This is a genomic window from Leptospira montravelensis, assembly GCF_004770045.1.
Taxonomy (GTDB): domain Bacteria; phylum Spirochaetota; class Leptospiria; order Leptospirales; family Leptospiraceae; genus Leptospira_A; species Leptospira_A montravelensis.
In genome coordinates this window covers 55,375-77,201 of the sequence record NZ_RQFO01000004.1, presented here as the reverse complement: position 1 = coordinate 77,201, position 21,827 = coordinate 55,375, and the positions used below count along the sequence as shown (strand labels likewise).

Below are 21,827 nucleotides of genomic sequence, written 5' to 3'. Positions count from 1 at the left end.
AAACTCATGGTAAAAATCGCAATCAATGGTTTTGGTCGCATTGGACGACTAGTACTTCGATCCGGAATCAAAGATCCCAATATAGAATTCGTTGCCATCAACGACCTTGTGACCCCAGACAACCTTTCTTATCTTTTCAAATATGACTCCACTCACGGTCGCTTCGACGGTGAAGTTTCTCACACAGACAACGAAATCATTATCGATGGAAAAAAAGTAAAAACTTTCTCCGAAAGAGACCCAGAAAAACTTCCGTGGAAAGAACTCGGAGTGGACTTCGTCATTGAATCTACTGGTCTTTTTACTGACCGAGTGGGTGCTGAAAAACATATCAAAGCTGGTGCCAAAAAAGTCGTTATCTCTGCTCCGGCAAAAGACAAAGACATCCCTACTTTTGTAATGGGTGTGAACCATGAAAAATACGATGCAGCAAAAGACAATGTTGTCTCTAACGCTTCTTGTACAACGAACTGCCTTGCTCCAATCACAAAAGTGGTTCTTGACAACTTCGGAATCGTGGAAGGTTTAATGACTACCATCCACGCAATGACAGCTACCCAACCGACTGTTGACGGACCTTCTAAAAAAGACTTCCGTGGTGGACGTGGTGCCGCTCAAAACATCATCCCTGCTTCGACTGGAGCAGCAAAAGCTGTAGGACTTTGTATCCCTGAAGTGAACGGAAAACTCACAGGTATGAGTTTCCGAGTTCCCACTCCAGACGTGTCCGTTGTGGACTTAACAGTTCGAACAGAAAAACCAACATCACTCGCAGAAATCAAAAAGAAAATGAAAGAAGCCAGTGAAGGTTCCATGAAAGGAATTCTTGGTTACACAGAAGATATGGTAGTTTCTAACGACTTCCTTGGAGACATTCGTTCTTCCATCTTTGATGCGGATGCTTGTATTGAACTAAGCCCAACTTTTTTCAAACTCGTTTCTTGGTATGACAATGAGATGGGATACTCCAACCGAGTGTTAGATCTCGTACGTTACATGGCAAAAAAAGGCTAAGATGAAATTACCTCTTCTCGAAGAACAAAATCTAAAAGGAAAACGAGTCTTTGTTCGTGTGGACTTCAATGTCCCTGTGGAAAACGGAAAAGCCACTGACAGGACTCGGATTGAAAAAACCCTCCCTACTTTGGAATTACTCATTTCCAAAGGAGCAAAGATCATTTTGGGAAGCCATTTGGGCCGACCCAAAGGTGGACCGGAACCAAAATATTCCATGAAACCAGTGTTTGATGTTCTTACTTCACTCGTTAAAACCAAAGTCAGCTTCTCGGAAGCGGTCATTGGTGCGCCTGTGGTGAAGTTATCGAATGAACTTGGGGAAGGCGAAATTTTACTTTTAGAAAACCTTCGTTTCCATAAGGAAGAAGAGGAAAATGCACCCGGCTTCTGTAAAGAACTGGCAAAACTTGCTGATGTTTATGTGAACGATGCTTTTGGAACGGCACATAGAGCCCACGCTTCGACGGAAGGTGTGGCTCACCTACTTCCTGCTTTTGCGGGACTTCTGATGCGTAAAGAAATCGAAGTTTTAAGTGGACTTCTTGCCAAACCGGAACGCCCTTTTGTGGCGATTGTGGGTGGATCCAAGGTAAGTTCCAAATTTGCTATTTTAAAGAACCTGCTCGAGAAGGTAGACCACCTTCTCATTGGTGGGGGAATGGCTTATACCTTCCTCAAATCGAGAGCGGTTCCCGTGGGTAAATCCCTTGTGGAACCAGACTTTGAATCCCAAGCCTTCCAACTCATTGACCGAGCGGGAATCCAAGGAGTGGACCTTCAAATTCCTGTGGACCATATCATTGCTGACAATTTTGATCCCAATGCCAAAACCAAGTCTGTGGATAAAATGGGAATCATTGACGGTTGGATGGGAATGGACATAGGTCCAAAAACCATCGACAATTACATCAAAGCCATCAAAGAAGCAAAAACCATCCTTTGGAATGGACCGATGGGTGTGTTTGAGATGGACAAGTTCTCTAAGGGAACCATTGAGATTGCCAAAGCCATTAGTAAATCCAAAGCCAAAACCGTTGTGGGTGGTGGGGATTCGATCGCCGCTGTGAACAAAGCAGGTGTGGCAGACAAAATCACTCATATTTCCACTGGTGGCGGTGCTTCGTTAGAATTTTTAGAAGGACGAACTCTACCTGGTGTAGAATGTTTACTCCCTAAGGAAGAAAAATAAATGAGAAAGAAGATCATCGCTGGAAACTGGAAAATGAACTTAACTTTGTCGGAAGCGGTGTCCATTACTAAAGGACTACTTTCAGCTAGTGACTCATCCGCACATGAAGTGATGGTCTTCCCCAGTGCTCTGCATTTGGAAACCGTTTCTTCTTTAGCAAAAGGAACCAAACTCATAGTGGGGGCACAAAATGCCTACCAATCGGGACTCACTGCAATGACAGGTGAAATTTCCCCTGTCCAACTGGCAGAGTTTGGAATCAACACTGTCCTTGTCGGTCATTCCGAAAGACGCCAATTCCTCGGAGAAACATCCGAATTTGACAATGCAAAGATTTCACACTTTTTAAAAGCAGGATTACGTGTTGTTTATTGTGTGGGAGAAACATGGGCGGAAAGAGAAAAGGGAAACACCTTTTCTGTGTTAGAAGACCAAATCAAAAAAGGTCTAAAAGATATTACTAGTGACCTCTTCCAAAATCTTGTCATTGCTTATGAGCCAGTTTGGGCGATTGGAACTGGTAAGGTCGCAACACCTGTGGAAGCAGAAGAAGCACATGCTTTTATTCGTAAGGAAATTGGAAAGTTATTTGTTGGCGCAGAGCCAGTGGCAGAAAAGATACAAATTCTATATGGTGGTTCGGTAAAACCGGATAACATCAAAGAACTTCTCGCCAAACCAAATATAGACGGTGGCCTCGTAGGAGGAGCCAGTCAAAAATTAGATTCATTTTTAGGACTTTTAAAATAAGGAAACTTTATGGGATTTTTTGCAGGAACCATCCTCACACTTTTTATTCTACTTTCACTCTTTCTGATCCTTCTTGTCATGATCCAAACGGGAAAAGGCGGAAGTGCAGGTATGCTCGGTGGATCAACAGCGAGTCAGTCTGTCTTTGGAGCTTCCACAGCTGATGTTATGACGAAAACAACAAGAGTTGCTGCTATACTTTTTATCGTATTGTCTCTAGCTCTTTCCTTTGTATTTGCGAAAAAAGACGAAGTTTTGGTTCCTGATGTAGAACCAAGTTTAGAAGCTCCGGTAGAAACTGATGGAAGCACTCCCGAAGTACCGGCTCCTACTACTCCTTAGTTTTTTCTCGTTAAATTTTGGTCTTTATTCAGAGACTGAGATTTCCGAAAAAGAAAATCGGTTAGACAAAGAAATTCTTAGCCTTTATCGAGAAATCGCTAAAGCTAGGGATCTTTTGTCCTACGAAAACCTCTCTTCTCTCCCAGCGAATACAACGATTAGTTTTGTGGGAACTTATCCTAACAGAACAGGAATCCGCATACGTAAATACAAAGTGGATCCAGACCCGCAAAACAAAAACCGTATCAAACATTCCGAAGAAAAATCCATTTTACTCGAATTCAATGGTTCAGTTCTTTCTAAAGTAGAAGTTCAAGTAGTCACAGAAGATACGGAAATTGAACAAAAAACTAAAACTAAAATATCTGATACATCCCCACTTGATACTTCACTTAACGATATGGTGATTAGTTTCTCCGGTCTAGAAGGCTCTGATAGTTTTCCACTTTCATCCCTTCGTAACGATGAAATTAAGGCGGAACGGAATGATTTCAAAAAAGACTTTTATATCAAATTCCTTTTAGACTTTAACAGCCAATTAGCCTCAATTTCCGCCTTACAAAAAACAGGTGGAAATAAAAATCAAAAATCTATGTTCAAACAACTGAACCAATCCTTGGGGTACTAGTTTTGTCTTCGAACTCTCAGAGTGGCAACAATAACGGAGACTCTGCATCAGTAGAAAAAGTTGCAGAAAAGGCCCGTGAGTTAGAGGCAATTTATGATGTAGTGCAAGACCCACTGGTACTCATTGATTCAGATTTTAATATCCAAAGAGCAAACCTAGCCACAATACTATTTGCAAAAAATAATAAATACGATGAACTATTGGATCGTAAATGTTACGAAGTTTTGTATCAACGTAACGACATCTGTCCTTACTGCCCCAAAATCAACGTCAAAACCAAAGACAAAAACCAAACTTACTCGACTCCCATCACAAGAGAGATTTTCTTTCGTTCAGAAGATAAAAAACAAACATTGTTTTTAGAATTTTATCCTTACCCAAAACAAGAGGATCTTTTTTGGATGGTGGAAAAAATCTCCGATGTAACCAAACAAAGAGATAAAGAAGAAGAGTCTTTTCGGATGCGAAACCTTGCCTCCTTAGGAATCTTAATCTCAGGAATTGCCCACGAACTAAATAACCCGTTAACAGGGATTAGCCTAACACTTCAAAACCTAAAAGCAAATTGGCAAAACCAACCTCCGGAACAAATTGAAAAACGTTTAGATATGATAAAAAATGATGTTTCGCGGGCAGCCATCATAGTTTCCGATATTATCTCTTTTGCAAAAACAGACAAAGTCAAGGTTACACTAGGCGACATTGTCGAAACAATTAACCGTGCAAAAGATACTGTGATCCGACTTTATCCGCATTTAAGTAAAAACATAGTTTGGCGCATCTCTTGTGATCACGAATACCAGTTTCCCTTTCATCCCGGAAAAATGGAACGGCTGTTTATGAATTTATTTAGGAACTCATTGCAGGCGTTTGATTATAGACCCGGTGAAATTTCTATCGAATTAAGAAAAACAAAAAATTGGATTCATATCATTGTAGAAGATAACGCAGGTGGAATTCCCGATTCCATCATTCAAAAGATTTTTGATCCATTTTTTACGAGTAATAAATCAGGCACAGGAACCGGTCTTGGTCTTTCAATCTGCCATTCCATAGTCAAAGAACATGACGGAAATATTTCAGTGAAGTCGAGTGAACAAAAAACACGATTTACTATTTCCTTTCCACTTACTAATGATATCACGGAGCAAAATCCATGAAAAAATCCATTTTAATAGTGGAAGACATCCATTCCATTCGCGAAGCGATTATGGATTTACTTAGTACAAAGTTTAATGTTTTCGGAGCAGAACATTTCGAAGAAGCAGTTTGGTATTTAACCAACGAAAAAATTGATTTAACGATCACAGACATTCGTCTTCCAGGTAAGTCAGGAATTGACTTAGTCAAACTCATACAAAAAGAATTTCCAAATGTATTATATGCGTTAATGACAGCATACAATATCAATGAATACATCAAATTTGCAAAAGACCTCCATATATGGAATATCATTCCAAAATATAGTTTTTTGGACATACACTTAATTGAAGTTATGGTAGAGAAACTCCTTTCCAACAATATATTTGGAATTGAAAAATACTTCAGTAGCGAGTTCAAAGTTTATAGCGAAAACATAAATAGTGAATTTGAAGAAGCTCCTACTAATGGAATCATTTACAAACAAATAAAATCTGACCAAGACCGTTCCATACTCTGTGGAAAAATATCTAAAAACTTAATTCAATTAGGTGCGCCTAAAGCAATACAACAAGTCCTTGAAGAACTTACTTCTAATGCCATGATTCGCGCACCTCGCACACATGAAGGTGATTACAAATATCAATTTGAAATTCCAAGCCACGATATGGTTGTCCCACTTGATAATATCCAACTAATGCCTGATGATTATTTTTTAATAGGTTACGGTGCAACAGAAAGCACCATTTTCATAGTAGTTCGCGATCAATTTGGTTCACTTCGTAAAGAAGAAATTTTACATAGGCTTGACCGTCACATCAGTATTGATGAATCCACAGGTTTTCCAAAAGGTTTGGAAGACAGTCATGGTCGTGGACTCTATATTTGTCGCGAAATTTCGGACCAACTCATCTTTAATATTGAACCTGGCGTTTGTACAGAAACGATTGCGATGATCAACAGGGAAGGACGAACTGGATTTAAATCACTTTCAATCTATGAAGTGGATCCCAAATCCAAATCTATTTCGTAACTCTTAAAGAAATATAAGAAATCAAATGATTCTGCTTAAGCGAAAGATGATCATACATATTACCTTTAGCAGAACTGTTTTAAAATATTTGTAATTGCATTAAATCGGATTTCGATTGCATGTAAAATGCAGAATCTATTTTACCTGGAAAAAAACGCACTGGTAATTCCGACGGAGGAATACGTTTGGTTCTTAATAAATTACCATTAACATTATAAAAATGAATTTCCGATTCGGATAAAACTACGTAAACAAAATCGGTAACAAATACGGATTGATAAACCCCTCCTTGTTTGGATTTTGTTTTTTCCCAAACCAATTCTCCATTCTGGTAAAATGACAAACTATCTGGTAAGTTAAAAAGAATAGATCCATCGTTTCCTATCACAAAATAGAGTTTATGCGGATAGAACTTAGGCAAAGTAAATTCTTCTACTCTTTTACCCACTTCATCTAAAATCAAAATAAAATCTTTATCTAACAAGGAATAGTGGATGGCAACAAACTTTCCATTTGGAGATAATGCTACCGATTTAAAAAACGAATCAATTTTATCTTTGGAAAGGTCTTTTTCAAACAAGGAATTGCCTTTTTCATCTAACCTATAAATTTCACCACCTGAAAATAATACAATAGCCCCTTTGTTTTTGGAATCAAATTGATAGTCAGTGAGAAACCTTCCATTTAACTCGGATTTACCGACTCGGTTTCCACTTTCATCCATTAAAAATACTGTATTATTATCGCCTGACAAATACAAAACCGGAGAGGCAAAATAACCACTCCTTGGATAAGAATTGATAGGTTTTTTCCAAAAGAGTTCCCCTGAATCAGAGAAAAAATTCACCTCGTCTCCTATTTTTTCATATAATAGGTAACCGTTGGCCAACAAAGGAAAATCAATTAAATACTTTGGATCTGCTTCTAAAAATTTACCCGTGCGGAAAGAATAATACCTACCCCCAATTTTGTATCCATTAATGGTTTTTAAAGGATCTTCTCCAATTTTCGGCGAAGCGGTACCGAATCTACCTTCACTGTTCCAGACCCAAGTCTCTCTGATATTTGGAACTAAATTTAAATCCACATCCCAACCAAAGTAAAATAAGAGAAAAAAAATTATGGAATAAACAATCGTTTGCCACATACTAAACGTTCCTTTGTTTTAGAGACTGGTATAATAAAAACAATGCTGTGTTACTTGCGTTTTCTCGAATCCCTTCTCTATTACCGGGGAACAAATACAAGTGAGTTTGAATCGTACCATCTGGTGTTTTTAAACCAATCCAAACAGTTCCCACTGGTTTTATATCGGTGCCGCCATCGGGACCAGCAATCCCGGTAATGGAGATACAATAATCAGCCTTGGTTTTTTCGAAAATTCCCTTTGCCATTGCTTTTGCAGCTTCTTCACTTACAGCACCGAACTCACTTAACACGTTGGCAGGAACACCTAACAATGATTCTTTCAGAACATTCGAATAAGTCAAAAATCCTCCCAGAAAATAAGAACTTGATCCAGGTGAGTCTGAGAGTTTTTTTCCTAGAAGTCCACCAGTACAACTTTCGCCCACTGCAATCGAATAATTTCGAGACATTAATTCTTCATGTACATAAGAAAATACATCATCAGATATAATTTTCGGATATTGTTCCTCTAATCTCTCGATGATTTTTTCCAATTTACTAACGTTATTTGACTGAAAGATACACTTAATGTACCCTCTATTTGCTGTAACTCCCCAATCTACTTCCGAAAAAAGATCCTCTCTGAATTTTTCTACAAAATCTTTTTGGTAGAGAGACTCTCCAATGTTCCATAACCATTTCGTTTTTTGAACCAAATTCTCTCTAGGGTATAATCTTTTTAGTTCCGGTGTAAGCCTTCTTGTGAACATTTCCTTCATTTCAGAAGGAACACCTGGCATACAAACTAAATAAGAATCCACTCCAATAAGTTCAACAAATCCTACTGCGATTCCAACGTTATTGTCTAAAATTTTACAATCTTCAGGAACAAATGTTTGGCGTAGCACTGTCGGAAGAATATCACTATATTGTTTTCCTCTGGATTCATATACACGTGTTAAACGAATTTTTGCCTTTTCTACCGAATAAGATTTTTTTCCAGTGAGTTTCAATACTGTTTCCAAGGTATAATCATCTTCCGTGGGACCAAGGCCACCGGTCATGATAGCAAGCACTGGCCTTGTTTCGGAAAGCTTTTGTAGCATTTGGAGTTCGGATAAAATAAGGTCTGGATCATCTGGCAAGGCAATGAACTTTTTTACTTTCCAGCCGAGCTCAAACAATTGGTTAGCCATCCATCCAGAGTTTGTATCTAAACTACGGCCAGCTGTAATCTCAGATCCAGTTGCAATAATAACTATGTATGGTGCTTCCATCGTTTTACTGTTCTATTTCATCTTTTGACATTTTTTCAGGTGCAGAAATTCCAAGAAGTTTTAAACCACTTTCTAAGGCAAACTTCGCATAAAGGACGAGTGCCAAAAGGGAATCTCTTTCGTTTCCCGTTTTGTCTTTAATGCGATTGTCTTTTTGTGAATAAAACTTTGTAAAAGATTTACTTAAGGATTGTAGATAGTTTGTCAAACGGTGAGGTTCAAAACTTGTAGCAGTATCATAAACTTCTTCTTGAAATCTTGCGACCCAAAAGAGAAGTCGTGAACGTTCTTCTTGTTTTAAAAATTCAACAGAAACTCCTGACTTCAGAAGATTTAAATCCATCGGAACTTTTAATTCACGAAAGATAGAGCAAATCCTAGCATGTGCATATTGAATATAAAATACAGGATTTTTATCGGATTCGTCTTTTGCCAAATCCAAATCAAAATCTAATGGAGCATCAGAACTTCGCATTAGAAAGAAGTAACGTCCCACATCTTTCCCTTGTTTTCCTAAATAAGACAAAAGGTCTCGCATCGTTTGGAAAATTCCCAACCGTTTACTCATTTTCACTTTTTCTTTGTTTTCGATTAAATTCACTTGTTGTGCAATAAGCACCCGGAAACTCTCTTCTGTTTTCCCAAAGGATTTCACAGCACCTTTCAATCGCGCAATGTAACCATAGTGATCCGGTCCCCAAATATCGATAAGAGTATCAAACCCTCGTTTGAACTTATTGTAATGATAAGCGATGTCTGCCATTAAATAAGTGGGCCTTCCATCCTCTCTTCTGATTACACGGTCCTTATCATCTCCGTATTGAGTAGAAAGGAAATGTAGTTTTCCATCGATTGTAGTTACGTCTTCTTTTTTTAAAATGGAAGGAACATTTTCTACATCACCTGCTTCATGAAGACTACGTTCACTAAAAAACAAATCAAAGTTTACACCGAATAAGGCCAAATCTTCTTTTTGCCGACTTAAATTGTATTCTACTGCATACTTAGAAAGAAAATCAATTGCCTCATCCCATTTTTCTGAAGATACAGAATCAAAAATAAATTTTGTCCTCGATTCATCCTCTAAACACTGGATGGCAATGTCTTTGATGTATTCACCACGGTAACTTTCTTTGGGTAAAATTCTTTTTTTAATGAGTTCAATCACAGGTATGTCGGACTCTTCTTCTTGGAAGCTGATGGTTTCGCCCTTTGATTCAAAAATACGAAGTAAAACAGCAACTCCAAGTAAATACACTTGGTTCCCATAATCATTCACATAAAACTCTCGTTTCACTGTATGCCCAAGACTTGTTAATAAATTTGCAAGCGCATCCCCATATGCTGCAGATCTTGCAGACACAATGTTCATAGGGCCTGTTGGATTGGCAGAAACAAATTCTAGAAGTATTTTTTCTTTTTTGGATGTTTCTGCAAATGACACATTCGGGAACATAACAGAGGCTACATACTGATTAAGAAACTCTGTTTGGATTCGGAAATTGATAAACCCTGGCGGCGAAAAACTAACAAACTCAAAAATGCGATTATTATTTATTTCAAGAAGCAAAGCTTCAGCAATTTCTTTTGGATTTTTATTTAAAATATTTTTATTTTCTAATGCAAAGGGAGACGAATAATCACCAAACTTTTCATCTCGTGAATACTCAATACGAATCTTCAAATTCTCTTTAACAGAAGTTAGGTTATTTTTTTCTAAATAAGTATCTACTGCCTTTTCTAATTCGGAAAGCACCAATTGTTTTAGTAATTGATTCACATTCATTTTAATATTTAATTTCCATTTTTAATTTATCTGAATTCTGCCAAAGATCAAAACTTCTTACCTTGAACCTAGTTACAAAATGAGGAATACTTTCTTTTTCTTCCCTTAGTGTAGCCTGAAAGGATCTTGACTGTTCTTTTACCAAAACATTTTTCCTATCTTTACGGAAGTTCTCAGCTTTTAAAAGAAGCTGGAACAAAGCAAAAAAAACAGAAAGAGTCATACAAAGTAAAACTGTCTTTGTAATCGAATTCATAAATACCCTATTGTCTTGTAAAATTCGAAATATGATTTTAGTTCCTTTCCAAAAAGAGATCTGAGAAACTGATTTAGAATCAAATCCCCATCCCTGTATTCTGTTTCCCTTGGAAAAATACTTAATACATTCGAAAATTTCTTTGATAACATAGTATGAAATAGTTTCAAAACAGGCAAATGATCTTTAGGGATAGGATGGCAGTCCGAACATAAAAATTCACGTTCTGCCACTGCAAAATAGGCAGCAGGTTTGGAAAGAACCTCCTCTCCGCAAGTATGGCAATAAAATTCCGTAGGGAAATGGCCCATATGAGAGAGCGCTCTCAGTTTAAAAAATGGGAGGATTTGTTTTTTGAATCCATTTTCATTCGAAGTTTCCAAACTTCCAGAAAGTAGTTGAAAAAGAAATGGATGAGACTCACCTTCTGGGTAAATCATGGAAGTAAGTTCTGTTAAATATAATACATATAAAGTGCCAAGATAATCCGATTTTAATTCATCATATCGTTTCACTAAATGAACTTCTTTAATGGATTTCCAATCCTTCTCGGCTTGATCATAGTAATCAATTTCCACAAAAGAACCTAGCTCAGTTGTAATGATCGCCCTGCGTTTAGATTTACGAATTCCTTTACTTAAAAAATTCATTCTAACTTGGGATTCACCGGCTAAGCTTATGACTCTATCGCTGTCACCAATATCCCGACTTTGAATGACAATACCCTTCTCTTTTCGGATGGCCATTTATCTTTCAAAAACCAATTCCAAACATTCATCTTCTTTATTTCGCATTTGAATGGCATCTTCTTCATTAGTTTCGTGATCATATCCAAATAAATGCAAAATTCCATGAACCAGGAGGCGATAAAACTCATCAATGATCGAATGTCCAATTTCTTTAGCTTGTTTCTGGCAGGTTTCCATAGATATTACCACTTCACCTAATATTTGATAGGGGATTGGTGGAGATGCGGAATAAACTGGAAATGACAAAACATCGGTTGTTTTGTTTAAGCCCCTTCTTTCTAAGTTTATTTTTTTCATCATCAAGTCATCTACAAGTAAAACTTCTAACTCTAATCCTTGCAGAAAATTTGGACTTACATGTTTTAAAATTAATTCACAGTTTTCAATGACAAGATCCGATTTGATTTCTAAATTCGACTCACTTTGATCATTCCAATGGGTCAAAACCGATAAAGAAGAATTCATTTTTTATTTTTTTTGGTTCCAGCTGCTTCTAAAGCTTTTGTATCTTCAGGTTTTGGATACTTAGGTCTTTGATGGAGACTTGAAAGTAATACTTCTTTAAAACTAGTTTTTATAATTTCTAAATCTCCAATTGTCAGGCCACTTTCATCTAATTGGTTTTCAGCCAACTTTGAGTTGATGATCTTTCTAATAAGTTCATCCAAACTTTCCGGAGACACTTCTTCAAGAGAACGAGAAGCTGCTTCTAACGAATCTGCAATCATGACGATTCCAGTTTCTTTACTCTGTGGTTTTGGACCTGGATACTGAAAATCTTTTTTGTTAATATTTTTTCTGGCAGAAGGGGAAATTTCCTGTAAGGCTTTATGATAAAAAAATGCCATTGTAGAAGTTCCATGATGTTCAGGAATAAAACTGATAATTTCTCTAGGAAGTCTTGCTTTCTTTGCCATCTCAATTCCATCTAACACGTGATCGATGACTGTTTTTGCGGCCAATGCTGGATTGTTTTTATCAATATGTTCCGGTTTGGGAATTAAATGTTGGTTTTCTACAAAAAATCCAGCATTAGGAATCTTACCTATATCATGGAAGTACACACCCACCCTTACAAGTAGCCTATCCAAATTTAAATTTTGGGCTGCACGTTCAGACAATGCTGCAACCATAAATGTGTGTGTATAAGTCGAAGGTGCTTTGGTTAATAATTGTTGTAAAAGTGGATGGCCTGTATCAGCCAGTTCGATCAATTTAAAACGAGTGGGAATATTGAATATATATTCATACAAGGGAAGCAAAAATTGCACAGCAGTGGCACTAGCAAACCCATTTACAAAACACATTACTGTAATCCGAAAGAGATTCGAATTGGTTAGATCCCGAAAAAAACCAGCACCAGTCGATACATAAAACTCTCTTCCATCAAACAAATACCCAGCCGTTGTAATTAAAATCTGAACAAAGGTAAGTAAAAAACCTGCTTTTAAAAAATCAATTCGTTTGAGAAGTCGCCTCCCATAAATGGAACTCATAACAGCAACAGTGAAAGCCAACATAAACGATGTTGGATTGTACCGTGAGGCAAAAAATACGGCAAATGCTAAAAAGAATCCGATCGCAATCGAAAGTTGTTCATCATAAACAAAACCAAGAAGTAAACAAAGCATCCCCACTGGCACAAACATTCCAAAATAGTATACCCTCGACAAATCACTGTCAGTTGCATAAAAAATTTTTGAAAGTAGATAAATGGAAGCAATCACAATCCAAAGGGTAAAAAAGATAATGAGATTACTTGATAGATCATTTAATCGGTTTGGCCTGTAACGAATGAGGTAAAAACCGACAATGACAATTAATACACATTGAGTTAGAAAAATGGAAACAATGGATGCCAAATTTGCCCGAGTCGCATATCGGTTCATCATTTCCAATTTTAGTTTTACTTCTGGAGTGATCACATCTCCTGCGCGAACAATCACTTCATTGGCTTGGATCCTACTTTTCTGAATCGGAACTGAGTTTGACGCACGCATCCGCGCATTTTCAGTTTCTTCCGGATTGTAATTACATGCAGGATAAGAATACACATAATAAAGTCCGATCCTAGAAACAGCCTTCAGTAGTGAATCAGATACGTTTGGCAACTTTTCGGAAGCTAACTTTGACAAAACGGATGCAACTGGACCATCTTTATAAATTTGTGACCGTGGAATCACTAAATTCCCATCAATGATAGAAGTTTGGTCTTGTGTCCCTATATTACGAATTTTTGCTCCCGCTTTGTCCAAATCTTTTGCAAACGGCAGGTCTTCTTTGACAATACAATATTTTGAAAATATTAAATTGGTATATTGTTGGATAAAATTCTTTAACTTATCTTTTCTACTATAATCTAATATAGATTGAATTTCTTCATTTGTTCGATTGCGCCACCTAGGGATACGATCTTTTACCACATTTGGAGTGGCTTTACCTTCTGCTAATATACTACGAAGTAGTTCTACATCTTCAGAAAGATTGTTATCAATTCCTGCCACTAAAATTCCGAAGTCTTTATCAAAGGCATAAGGGACGTTTGCTGCTGCTTTTTGTTTTTCTAAATTTGTTTTCTCTGTATCTTCGTAGGAAAATTCTTTCACCGATTGAATGGTCTCTGGAGCAATTTTACCTTCCGAAAATAAACCTTCTGGGTCTGTATTTACTCTTGTTTGTCCAAAAAATGGAATCGAAAGCACATAGGTCACAAATAACAAAGTGAGTGAAACAAGAATGATTTGTATGTTTCTAACAACAGAAACAGGTCTTACTCTTGTTAGAAAGTCTGTAAGCCTAGTCATTGAGGAATCTAAAATTGCTTTCATGTTTTTTTTGTGAAGAGACTTTCGTTTTCTTCAAATCGCCTTACAATTGATTCGACGATAGGATGGCGGGTGATATCTTCTCTTCCAAAGAATATCGTTTCAATTCCATTTAGATTTCGCAATGTATAAACCGTTTTTTCTAAACCAGACCTTCCATGAGCCAAGTCAATTTGGGTGGCATCCCCAGAGATTGCCATTTTGGAGTTTTTTCCAAACCGAGTCAGAAACATTTTTAGCTGTGGCAAAGTACAGTTTTGTGCTTCGTCCAAAATAATAAAGGAATGAGAGAGAGTTCGTCCTCTCATAAAAGCAATGGGTGCAATTTCAATTTTCCCCACTTGTAAATATTCACTTGTTTTTTCAAAGCCAATACATTCGTGTAACGCATCATAGATGGGACGAAGGTATGGGTTTACTTTTTGTGTTAAATCACCCGGAAGAAATCCTAAGTTTTCACCGGCTTCGACCGCAGGCCTTGTGAGGATCAGTCTTTCCACTTCTCCTGTTTGCATCATACGGCAAGCCGACGCAATGGACAAAAAGGTTTTACCGGTTCCAGCAGGACCCATAGCAATGGTGATGTAGTTTTTATGAAGGCTATCGACAAAACTTTCTTGGTTTTTGGTACGAGGAAAGATGGGTTTTCCTTTGAAGGTGACAAAGATTTTGTCTCTTGGTGTCCAAGTTTCTCCTTCCTTCTGGAAGTCAGAAGAACCTGGGATCGGCCATCCACCACTGGAATCTTTTACTTTATTTACCAAATAATCGATATCAAAAAAAGAATAGTCGGCTTTGTCGGGCCTTCGTTTGAAATTTTCTTCCACCTTATGAAAGGTATCCAAGGCCACTTGGACTTGGTCTTCACTTCCTTGGATGATGAGTGATTTTCCACGAGGGATGAGTTTTACATTGAGGCGACTTTCCCATAACGGGAGTTTGCTGTCTCCAATCCCACATACCGTTTGGTAGAGGGATTCTTCCTGAAATGTAAAACTTTCATCCATATTAGATAGTGACTACCCTGAGTTTTAATTCTTCTAGTTGTTTTGCTTCCACAGGACCTGGCGCTTCACTCATCATACAGGTTCCTTTTTGTGTTTTTGGGAAGGCAATGACATCACGAATGGAAGTTCCCCCAGTGAGTAACATCATAATCCGATCCACTCCAAAGGCAATCCCCCCATGTGGTGGAGCTCCAAACGATAAAGCATCGAGTAAAAATCCGAATTTGGATTTAGCATCCTCTTCTCCAATTCCAATGGCTTCCAAAACTAGGCTTTGGATTTCTGGGTTGTGAATCCGGATCGATCCACCCCCAATTTCTGTGCCATTGAGAACTAGATCATAAGCTTTAGCACCAATCGAAGAAAGGTCAACCTCTTTCCCAGCTTTCCAATCTCTCAGTTTGTCAAAGTCTTCCTCTTTGGGAGAAGTAAAGGGATGGTGGAGGAAGGTCCAAGTTTTTGTGGTTTCATCCAGTTCAAACATAGGAAAATCCACAACCCAATGGAAACTATAAGGAACCTTAGGTGGATCATATTTTTCGGATAATTTCAATCGTAAAGCACCAAGGGATGCATTCACAATTTTTGAGGAGTCGGCGCCAAAAAATACCATATCTCCTTCTTTAGATCCAACCGCTTTGGCAATGGCGGCAAGCGCATCCGGTGTAAATCGTTTGGTGATGGTGGACTCAAGTCCATTTGCCCCGTGTTTCATGTAAGCAAGGCCTTTGGCACGGAAGTCACGGGATAACCAAGAAGTTAAGTCTTCAATTTCTTTTCTGGAAATCACAGACCCACCCGGAACACAAATCGCCTTCACCACTCCACCACCGGAAACAGCGGCACTAAACACTTGGAAGTCGGCATCTTTTACAATCTCAGATACATTCACCAGTTTCATTCCAAAACGAATGTCTGGTTTGTCAGAACCATATTCTTCCATCGCCACGTGGTATGGCATAGTGGCAAATGGTGCATTCACTTCTAGTTGGAACACTTTTTTTAAAGCAAATGCCCACATAGCTTCAATTTCACGACGGATGTCTTCTTCTGTGACAAAAGAAAACTCCATATCGAGTTGGGTGAATTCTGGTTGGCGGTCTGCACGTAAGTCTTCATCACGAAAACATTTTACGATTTGGAAATACCTTTCCATTCCCCCAATCATTAAGATTTGTTTAAAAAGTTGGGGAGACTGTGGGAGAGCATAAAACTCACCGGCATTCAAACGAGAAGGAACAAGAAAGTCCCGTGCCCCTTCCGGTGTGGATTTATTTAAAATAGGAGTTTCAATTTCTAAAAAGGATTTACTATCTAAGTATTCCCGTAAAGCAAACGTTAGTTTGTGACGTAATACTAATCGGTCACGAAGTTCTTCTCTTCGCATATCAAGATAACGATACTTCAAGCGAATTTCTTCGCCCGAAGGATCAAACTCATCTAAAGTAAAGGGAGGAGTTTTGGATGTATTTAAAATTTCTACGGAATCAGCAATTAACTCATATTTGCCGGTTTCCATTTTTGGATTCACGGATTCGGCATCCCTTAGAGAAAGTTTTCCTTTGACAGCAATCACAAACTCAGAACGAATTTTTTCTACTTTGGAAAAGTCATCTCCCAAAATTTCTTTTCTCGCAACGATTTGTAAAATTCCCGAACGATCACGAAGATCGATAAAGATCACACCACCTTGGTCGCGGTAACGAAAAGCCCAACCGGAAAGGAATAAAGTTTTACCAACAAAGGCATCGGAGACACTTGTTGCGCTAATTCTATTTTTGTATTCGGAACTGACCCACTGATTCAATGGAAAACCTCTTTATAATGGAACGTTGTCGAAACGGCTGATTTTCGGATTGAACATCAATGGAAAATCGGCCGTAGCACCCGCTCTGTTTTTGGCGATAATGATCTCTGCCATTCCCCTTTTGTTTGGGTCAAGCTCCTCGGGAGGTTTCACCATTTCTTCCCGATAAATAAAACATACAATGTCCGCATCCTGTTCAATGGCACCTGACTCCCGTAAGTCGGAGAGTTGTGGCCTTTGGTCTTTGGAGCGGTTTTCAATGGAACGGTTCATCTGTGATAAAGCGATGATAGGACAACCCACTTCCCTTGCCATTTGTTTAAGACCCCTGGAAATATTGGCAACCTCTTGTTGCCTTCCTCCCATAGCGGCTTTCGGATCACTCATGAGCTGCAAATAATCCACAATCACAAGACCCACTTCTTCAGTAGTCCGAAGTTGGCGTAGTCTTGCCGAAAATTCTTGGATGGTCAAATATCCTGAATCATCAATATATAAACTAGCAGAGGTAATGTTCCCAATACTGTCTTTCAGTTGTGTCATTTGTGCCGAAGTGAGAGTTCCTGCTTTTAAGGCATAGGAATCAATCCTTGCATCCGCACTGATGAGTTTGAGAAGTAATTCGATCCGGCTCATCTCAAGGGAAAAGATAACAACGGTTTTACGTTCTTTCAAAGCGGCATTGGCAGCGATATTCAAAGCAAACGTAGTTTTTCCGTTTCCAGGACGTGCCGCAAGGATCATAAGTTCGTGAGATTTAAGACCTGTGGTTGCCATATCGAGACCAGTAAAATGGGTTTTTAATCCATTGATACCACCCGTTCCATTTTGGCTGGCAGCGACTACATTTTTAATGTAATCAATCAGGGCGTTGGCATCGTCTTTTACTTTTCGTAAACCTTTGGATCTCTCTTGGCGAGAAATGTCCATGAGCGACTGTTCTACGAGACTAAATATAGAATCGTTTTCTCCAGGTTCAATTTTAACTTTGTCAATGGCTTGGTTTAATGCTTCGACATACTTACGTCTGTCGGAAACACGTTTCACACGCCGAACATAGTATTCTAATGGTTGGAAAGGAACTGTATCTTTGTAAAGAGAAGTGATGTATTCCAAGTCGCGGGACTCATCTTTAAAAAGACGTTTTTCCCGCATTTGGTTTGTGACCGTAACTAGGTCGATATTGATCCCTTCGTTAATAAGATCAGTGACGGCTTCAAAGACACGCCTATGTGTGTCCATATAGAAGTCGTCCGGGCTTAGACCTAAGTCTTCCTGCCCGGCTACCCCTCTCATGAGTAGGTAACCGATTAAGTTCTTCTCAGACTCTATCTCCTGAAGGGGGTTAGAATTCATCGAAAAAGCTTTAGTGTAAGACTATGCTTGGCCGACGACTTTAACTACGATTTGAGGTACAACACCTTCAGCCAAACGAACTTTGATTTTAAATTCACCAACAGATTTAATTGGCTCACCTAAATCTAACTTACGTTTGTCGAGTTCTACTCCAGTGTTTTTAATTGCAAGTGCAATGTCATTCGCTGTAACAGAACCAAAAAGTTTGTCGTTTTCGCCCACTTTCACTTTTACTTCGTATGTTTTACCATCTATTGAAGTAGAAAGTTCTTTCATCACTTTTACGCGTTTGTCGCGTTTGAGTTCAGCAAGTCTCTTTTGGTGAATCGCAGCTTTAGTGTTTCCATCATTTGCACGGACAGCAAATCTTCTAGGGATGAGGAAGTTACGTGCATAACCATCTGCAACTTCTTTTACATCACCAGCATCACCAAGATTTAATACGTCTTTTTGTAATACAACTTTCATCCGTTACTCCTACAGAACTTTAAACGGTAGTAAACCGATAGATCTGGATTTTCTGATTTCACGAGCAAGGGCTCTTTGGTGTTTGCCACAAGTTCCAGTGATTCTTCTTGGAATGATTTTACCACGGTTGGTAACAAATCTTTCTAAGATGTCTACTCGTTTGTAATCAAGACCTGCAAGTAAGGCTTTGTCAGCACAGAACTTACATACTTTCTTTTTATATTTTGCGTTTTTACGACCGAATTTGCCTTCTCCGTCTTTACCACGGAAACCGCCTTTTTCGTCGTCTTCCATCCCGTCCATACTCTCGCGGGAATCTGTTCTTGTATCATCAATATTTGTCGTTTCGCTCATTGTCATAACCTATCAAAAAGGAATGTCGTCATCACCGGCTGGATAATCATCATAACCACTACTTACGCCGGAATCATAAGAATTGGAACTGTCAGAACGGTCACCACCTGATCCACCACCCTGTCCTTGGCCGCCCAACAATTGTGCGGATTCAACATAGACGCGGATTTTAGAGGCTTTTTTGCCTTCAGGAGTTTCCCAGGACTGTTGTTGCAGTCGACCTTCAATCGCTACTTGTTTTCCTTTGCCAGCATATTGTTTTAAAATGTCAGCAAGTCGGCCCCATGCCACACAGTCAAAATAATGAGTTTCCTCTTTTTTTTCACCGTTAGTCACATAAACTCTGTTATTCGCAATTGAAAAATTGACAACAGAACTTCCGTTCACCGATTTAAATTCCGGATCACGGGTCATTCGACCGATTATAAGTATTTTATTGAGATCGTTAGCCATTGGCCCTAATTACGAGGGTTTTTAAGATGTTGGCATTGAGTTTAAACTCATGTTCGATCTTTGCAACTTCTTGTGGTGCGCCGGAACACTTGATAAGTGTGAAGTGACCTTGTTCGTCTTGTCCAACCGGATGCCAGAGTCTTTTAGAACCCCAATCCTCTTCGCCTTGGATCGTGAAGTTGTATTTGGAGAGTAAGTCTTTTACTGCAGACTTCGTCTCTTCTACATTCCCTTCACGAAGAATATTCGTGATTTCGTAGTTTCTCATATTTCTCCTATGGGTATACCTACATAGAAACACTTGTAGGTAGAAGAATTTGTTAGTTTCCACTAGGGTTTTGCCAATGGGGCCTTGGGTCAATGGAATTTCTTCTTGGAGTTCCCAAACCCTTCCATTTCTATGTAATTTCTAACATTTTTATGGGTGAAAAATCAAATTTTCCAGAAGTTTGGGGCCTTGCCCTTGGCTTATTTTTAGCGCTGTATGCTGGGTTTTTAAACCACATCACCCCGAAAGAACCTGCCCTTGACAACCACTCCGGATTTGAATCCACACTACTCGGACTGGAAATGGCAGAAACCCCCAAACAAGTCCAAGACCTAATCGGAATCCCTGACACCATCGATTTTTTCCATTTATCTGCGGAATATAGAAAGGTTCATTATTTTGATTTTGGATTTATCTTTTGTTATCTGGCATTTTTAACGTATACCGGGCATTATGCGGGAAGAAAGGTGAGACCAATCTTTCTAAAAATTTTTATGGGGATGATTCTACTTCTTGTGATCGCCGGTTTTGCCGATTTAATCGAAAACATTTTAATTCTGAATGTTTTGGATGCAAAATCAGCAGAAGAAATGGCACCTTCTCTGGAATACTTAAAACCCACCTCCCAACTCAAATGGTTTTGTTTGTTTGGGTATGTTGCAATTGTTTCCGTCTATTTTTGGTTATATGAAAAAGGTTGGATTTTAAGAACGGCATCCATTCTGTTTTTTACGGGATTTTTTTTGCAGCTCTTTTCGATTTACAAAACCAATTTACTCGAACTGAGTTTTCCCTTTTTTGCTGTGGGACTCACTTGCAGTTGGTTCCATTACGGTTTTAGTTTGGCCTTTAGTTCCTTATCCAAAAAAACATAACCCCTTCCCCCAGAAATCACTAGATCGGTTCCTAATTGTTTGCAAAGGACCGCATATTCTTTTAAAAAACTTTCTGCCTCTTTAGGACCGAGTGGAAAAAAATAATGGTCACCAGAAAGGGATTGGTGTTTTCCAAAAACAGGAACCACCTCCACAAACAAAAGTTTGTCGGCATCAAAATGCAAAACAACCGAGATATTGTGTTTTAAGTATTGGTTTTTGGATCCAAATAGAAAGTTTCCGAGCGAATAAATCACAACCCCTTTCGGAAATACTTCTATCCCTTGTGGAACATGAGGATGATGGCCGAGAATTACCCGGTACCCTGCATTCACCAAATATTTGGCAGCATTTCTTTCTGTATCCATTGGAAAGGGATTATATTCCACACCCCAATGCACCGAGAGAATGTTGACTTGGTTTGGTTTTGTTTTTTTAATGAGTCTTTCTGCCACTCCCACTCGAAAGTATGCTGCCCCCGGAGATTTGATTCCCGAAAACAACCGAGTTTCCCCTGTATCAGAAAAAGAAAAAATCCGATACTCTGTATTTTGTTTGGAAACCGTAATGGGAACCAAAGCCTCATCGGTATTTTTCCCAGCTCCTGTATGACGGATTCCAAATTCATCTAACAAGTCTAAGGTATCAGATAACCCGTTTTCACCAAAGTCCATTGTATGATTATTTCCAAGAAAAACCCCATCGATTCCCAAAAGTTGCAGAACGGTTAAATCTTTTTTTTCTCCAAAAAAAACATAGGACTTCCTTTGGTCGGCCGTAGGTGTTTTGTGGAGGATAGGAGTTTCTAAATTGAGAAATCGAAAATCAAAATTCTTTAGGTAACTAATAAAACTACGAAATGGAAAATATGGATCCTCACTTCGCATAGAATCACGAACTCCCCAATTGAACATCACATCCCCACCAAACCAAAGTTTAGTAGATTTGGCATATTGGATCGTTTCTCCAGATTCTGTTTGGAAACGATATAAATCAGATATTGGTAATTCTAGTTTCGATTCAGCCGATTCAGGAAGGTCTGCCGCAAATAATAAAAATGGCAAAACAAAAACAATGGAATAACCAATTCGAAATAGGTTCATTTAGAAACTAAAGTTA

Annotated in this window: 23 protein-coding genes; 8 read left to right on the top strand and 15 right to left on the bottom strand. The window is 38.6% G+C overall.

What is annotated here, in order from left to right; genetic code table 11:
* Positions 1-6: 6 nt before the first annotated feature.
* The 7 genes from gap to EHQ31_RS01170 are packed head-to-tail and all read left to right on the top strand — an operon-like array spanning position 7 to position 6,099.
* Positions 7-1,014 carry a type I glyceraldehyde-3-phosphate dehydrogenase gene (gene gap / locus EHQ31_RS01200; RefSeq protein ID WP_135568810.1) on the top strand — a complete coding sequence of 336 codons (1,008 nt, stop codon included), beginning with the start codon at positions 7-9 and terminating at the stop codon, positions 1,012-1,014.
* Position 1,015: 1 nt separating this feature from the next.
* A complete protein-coding gene (locus EHQ31_RS18910; RefSeq protein ID WP_135568808.1) occupies positions 1,016-2,206 on the top strand; it encodes a phosphoglycerate kinase in 1,191 nt (396 codons plus the stop codon).
* Positions 2,207-2,956, top strand: a complete 750-nt coding sequence (gene tpiA / locus EHQ31_RS18905; protein WP_135568805.1) for a triose-phosphate isomerase — start codon at positions 2,207-2,209, stop codon at positions 2,954-2,956. It abuts the gene before it with no gap.
* A 9-nt stretch (positions 2,957-2,965) separates the two neighbouring features.
* Complete coding sequence (gene secG / locus EHQ31_RS01185) at positions 2,966-3,298, top strand: preprotein translocase subunit SecG (RefSeq protein WP_135568803.1); 333 nt, start codon at positions 2,966-2,968, stop codon at positions 3,296-3,298.
* Positions 3,258-3,926, top strand: coding sequence for an LIC_12096 family protein (locus tag EHQ31_RS01180; RefSeq protein WP_135568800.1), 669 nt, complete (start codon positions 3,258-3,260; stop codon positions 3,924-3,926). Before secG ends, EHQ31_RS01180 begins: the two co-directional genes overlap by 41 nt.
* A gap of 2 nt (positions 3,927-3,928) precedes the next feature.
* Entirely contained in the window at positions 3,929-5,086 is a 1,158-nt protein-coding gene (locus tag EHQ31_RS01175) for an LIC_12097 family sensor histidine kinase (RefSeq protein ID WP_135568798.1), read from the top strand.
* Entirely contained in the window at positions 5,083-6,099 is a 1,017-nt protein-coding gene (locus EHQ31_RS01170) for a response regulator transcription factor (RefSeq protein WP_135568796.1), read from the top strand. The genes EHQ31_RS01175 and EHQ31_RS01170 overlap by 4 nt, the downstream gene beginning before the upstream one ends.
* A gap of 79 nt (positions 6,100-6,178) precedes the next feature.
* On the opposite strand, the gene EHQ31_RS01165 is transcribed toward EHQ31_RS01170, so the two are convergent.
* From EHQ31_RS01165 to rpsF, 14 genes are all read right to left on the bottom strand, one after another.
* Positions 6,179-7,246: a hypothetical protein gene (locus tag EHQ31_RS01165; protein ID WP_135568793.1), complete on the bottom strand. Its 1,068-nt coding sequence runs from the start codon at positions 7,244-7,246 to the stop codon at positions 6,179-6,181.
* Position 7,247: 1 nt separating this feature from the next.
* Complete coding sequence (locus tag EHQ31_RS01160) at positions 7,248-8,504, bottom strand: nicotinamide-nucleotide amidohydrolase family protein (protein ID WP_135568789.1); 1,257 nt, start codon at positions 8,502-8,504, stop codon at positions 7,248-7,250.
* A gap of 4 nt (positions 8,505-8,508) precedes the next feature.
* A complete protein-coding gene (argS, locus tag EHQ31_RS01155; protein ID WP_135568787.1) occupies positions 8,509-10,290 on the bottom strand; it encodes an arginine--tRNA ligase in 1,782 nt (593 codons plus the stop codon).
* A 1-nt stretch (position 10,291) separates the two neighbouring features.
* The gene (locus EHQ31_RS01150) at positions 10,292-10,546 is read right to left on the bottom strand and encodes a hypothetical protein (RefSeq protein WP_208652703.1); all 255 of its coding nucleotides are present in this window, start codon (positions 10,544-10,546) and stop codon (positions 10,292-10,294) included.
* Positions 10,543-11,292, bottom strand: a complete 750-nt coding sequence (recO, locus tag EHQ31_RS01145; protein WP_135568785.1) for a DNA repair protein RecO — start codon at positions 11,290-11,292, stop codon at positions 10,543-10,545. The genes EHQ31_RS01150 and recO overlap by 4 nt, the downstream gene beginning before the upstream one ends.
* A complete protein-coding gene (gene ybeY, locus EHQ31_RS01140) occupies positions 11,293-11,760 on the bottom strand; it encodes an rRNA maturation RNase YbeY (RefSeq protein ID WP_135568782.1) in 468 nt (155 codons plus the stop codon).
* Positions 11,757-14,123: an HD family phosphohydrolase gene (locus EHQ31_RS01135; protein WP_135568779.1), complete on the bottom strand. Its 2,367-nt coding sequence runs from the start codon at positions 14,121-14,123 to the stop codon at positions 11,757-11,759. Before EHQ31_RS01135 ends, ybeY begins: the two co-directional genes overlap by 4 nt.
* Positions 14,120-15,127: a PhoH family protein gene (locus EHQ31_RS01130; RefSeq protein WP_135568776.1), complete on the bottom strand. Its 1,008-nt coding sequence runs from the start codon at positions 15,125-15,127 to the stop codon at positions 14,120-14,122. Before EHQ31_RS01130 ends, EHQ31_RS01135 begins: the two co-directional genes overlap by 4 nt.
* 1 nt (position 15,128) lies before the next feature.
* Positions 15,129-16,934 carry an aspartate--tRNA ligase gene (gene aspS, locus EHQ31_RS01125; RefSeq protein WP_135568774.1) on the bottom strand — a complete coding sequence of 602 codons (1,806 nt, stop codon included), beginning with the start codon at positions 16,932-16,934 and terminating at the stop codon, positions 15,129-15,131.
* A 12-nt stretch (positions 16,935-16,946) separates the two neighbouring features.
* A complete protein-coding gene (dnaB, locus tag EHQ31_RS01120) occupies positions 16,947-18,290 on the bottom strand; it encodes a replicative DNA helicase (protein WP_135568772.1) in 1,344 nt (447 codons plus the stop codon).
* 21 nt (positions 18,291-18,311) lie between these two features.
* Positions 18,312-18,758: a 50S ribosomal protein L9 gene (rplI, locus tag EHQ31_RS01115; protein ID WP_135568769.1), complete on the bottom strand. Its 447-nt coding sequence runs from the start codon at positions 18,756-18,758 to the stop codon at positions 18,312-18,314.
* 9 nt (positions 18,759-18,767) lie between these two features.
* Positions 18,768-19,052: a 30S ribosomal protein S18 gene (gene rpsR, locus EHQ31_RS01110; RefSeq protein WP_012389070.1), complete on the bottom strand. Its 285-nt coding sequence runs from the start codon at positions 19,050-19,052 to the stop codon at positions 18,768-18,770.
* Between the two features lie 72 nt (positions 19,053-19,124).
* On the bottom strand, positions 19,125-19,565 hold the full coding sequence (locus tag EHQ31_RS01105) for a single-stranded DNA-binding protein (protein ID WP_100743253.1): 441 nt from the start codon (positions 19,563-19,565) through the stop codon (positions 19,125-19,127).
* Positions 19,558-19,833 (bottom strand): 30S ribosomal protein S6, encoded by a 276-nt coding sequence (gene rpsF, locus EHQ31_RS01100; RefSeq protein WP_135568766.1) that lies wholly within the window; start codon positions 19,831-19,833, stop codon positions 19,558-19,560. Before rpsF ends, EHQ31_RS01105 begins: the two co-directional genes overlap by 8 nt.
* 92 nt (positions 19,834-19,925) lie before the next feature.
* Here rpsF and EHQ31_RS01095 point away from each other — a divergent pair, with 92 nt between their 5' ends.
* Positions 19,926-20,708: a hypothetical protein gene (locus EHQ31_RS01095; protein ID WP_135568764.1), complete on the top strand. Its 783-nt coding sequence runs from the start codon at positions 19,926-19,928 to the stop codon at positions 20,706-20,708.
* On the opposite strand, the gene EHQ31_RS01090 is transcribed toward EHQ31_RS01095, so the two are convergent.
* Positions 20,663-21,811 (bottom strand): CapA family protein, encoded by a 1,149-nt coding sequence (locus EHQ31_RS01090; protein ID WP_135568761.1) that lies wholly within the window; start codon positions 21,809-21,811, stop codon positions 20,663-20,665. The genes EHQ31_RS01095 and EHQ31_RS01090 overlap by 46 nt on opposite strands.
* Positions 21,812-21,827 lie beyond the last annotated feature (16 nt).

Coding starts and splice junctions, on each gene's coding strand:
- gap (WP_135568810.1), top strand. CDS start 7: ATGGTAAAAATCGCAATCAATGGTTTTGGTCGCATTGGACGACTAGTA.
- EHQ31_RS18910 (WP_135568808.1), top strand. CDS start 1,016: ATGAAATTACCTCTTCTCGAAGAACAAAATCTAAAAGGAAAACGAGTC.
- tpiA (WP_135568805.1), top strand. CDS start 2,207: ATGAGAAAGAAGATCATCGCTGGAAACTGGAAAATGAACTTAACTTTG.
- secG (WP_135568803.1), top strand. CDS start 2,966: ATGGGATTTTTTGCAGGAACCATCCTCACACTTTTTATTCTACTTTCA.
- EHQ31_RS01180 (WP_135568800.1), top strand. CDS start 3,258: ATGGAAGCACTCCCGAAGTACCGGCTCCTACTACTCCTTAGTTTTTTC.
- EHQ31_RS01170 (WP_135568796.1), top strand. CDS start 5,083: ATGAAAAAATCCATTTTAATAGTGGAAGACATCCATTCCATTCGCGAA.
- EHQ31_RS01165 (WP_135568793.1), bottom strand. CDS start 7,246: ATGTGGCAAACGATTGTTTATTCCATAATTTTTTTTCTCTTATTTTAC.
- EHQ31_RS01160 (WP_135568789.1), bottom strand. CDS start 8,504: ATGGAAGCACCATACATAGTTATTATTGCAACTGGATCTGAGATTACA.
- argS (WP_135568787.1), bottom strand. CDS start 10,290: ATGAATGTGAATCAATTACTAAAACAATTGGTGCTTTCCGAATTAGAA.
- EHQ31_RS01150 (WP_208652703.1), bottom strand. CDS start 10,546: ATGAATTCGATTACAAAGACAGTTTTACTTTGTATGACTCTTTCTGTT.
- recO (WP_135568785.1), bottom strand. CDS start 11,292: ATGGCCATCCGAAAAGAGAAGGGTATTGTCATTCAAAGTCGGGATATT.
- ybeY (WP_135568782.1), bottom strand. CDS start 11,760: ATGAATTCTTCTTTATCGGTTTTGACCCATTGGAATGATCAAAGTGAG.
- EHQ31_RS01135 (WP_135568779.1), bottom strand. CDS start 14,123: ATGAAAGCAATTTTAGATTCCTCAATGACTAGGCTTACAGACTTTCTA.
- EHQ31_RS01130 (WP_135568776.1), bottom strand. CDS start 15,127: ATGGATGAAAGTTTTACATTTCAGGAAGAATCCCTCTACCAAACGGTA.
- dnaB (WP_135568772.1), bottom strand. CDS start 18,290: ATGAATTCTAACCCCCTTCAGGAGATAGAGTCTGAGAAGAACTTAATC.
- rplI (WP_135568769.1), bottom strand. CDS start 18,758: ATGAAAGTTGTATTACAAAAAGACGTATTAAATCTTGGTGATGCTGGT.
- rpsR (WP_012389070.1), bottom strand. CDS start 19,052: ATGGAAGACGACGAAAAAGGCGGTTTCCGTGGTAAAGACGGAGAAGGC.
- EHQ31_RS01105 (WP_100743253.1), bottom strand. CDS start 19,565: ATGGCTAACGATCTCAATAAAATACTTATAATCGGTCGAATGACCCGT.
- rpsF (WP_135568766.1), bottom strand. CDS start 19,833: ATGAGAAACTACGAAATCACGAATATTCTTCGTGAAGGGAATGTAGAA.
- EHQ31_RS01095 (WP_135568764.1), top strand. CDS start 19,926: ATGGAATTTCTTCTTGGAGTTCCCAAACCCTTCCATTTCTATGTAATT.
- EHQ31_RS01090 (WP_135568761.1), bottom strand. CDS start 21,811: ATGAACCTATTTCGAATTGGTTATTCCATTGTTTTTGTTTTGCCATTT.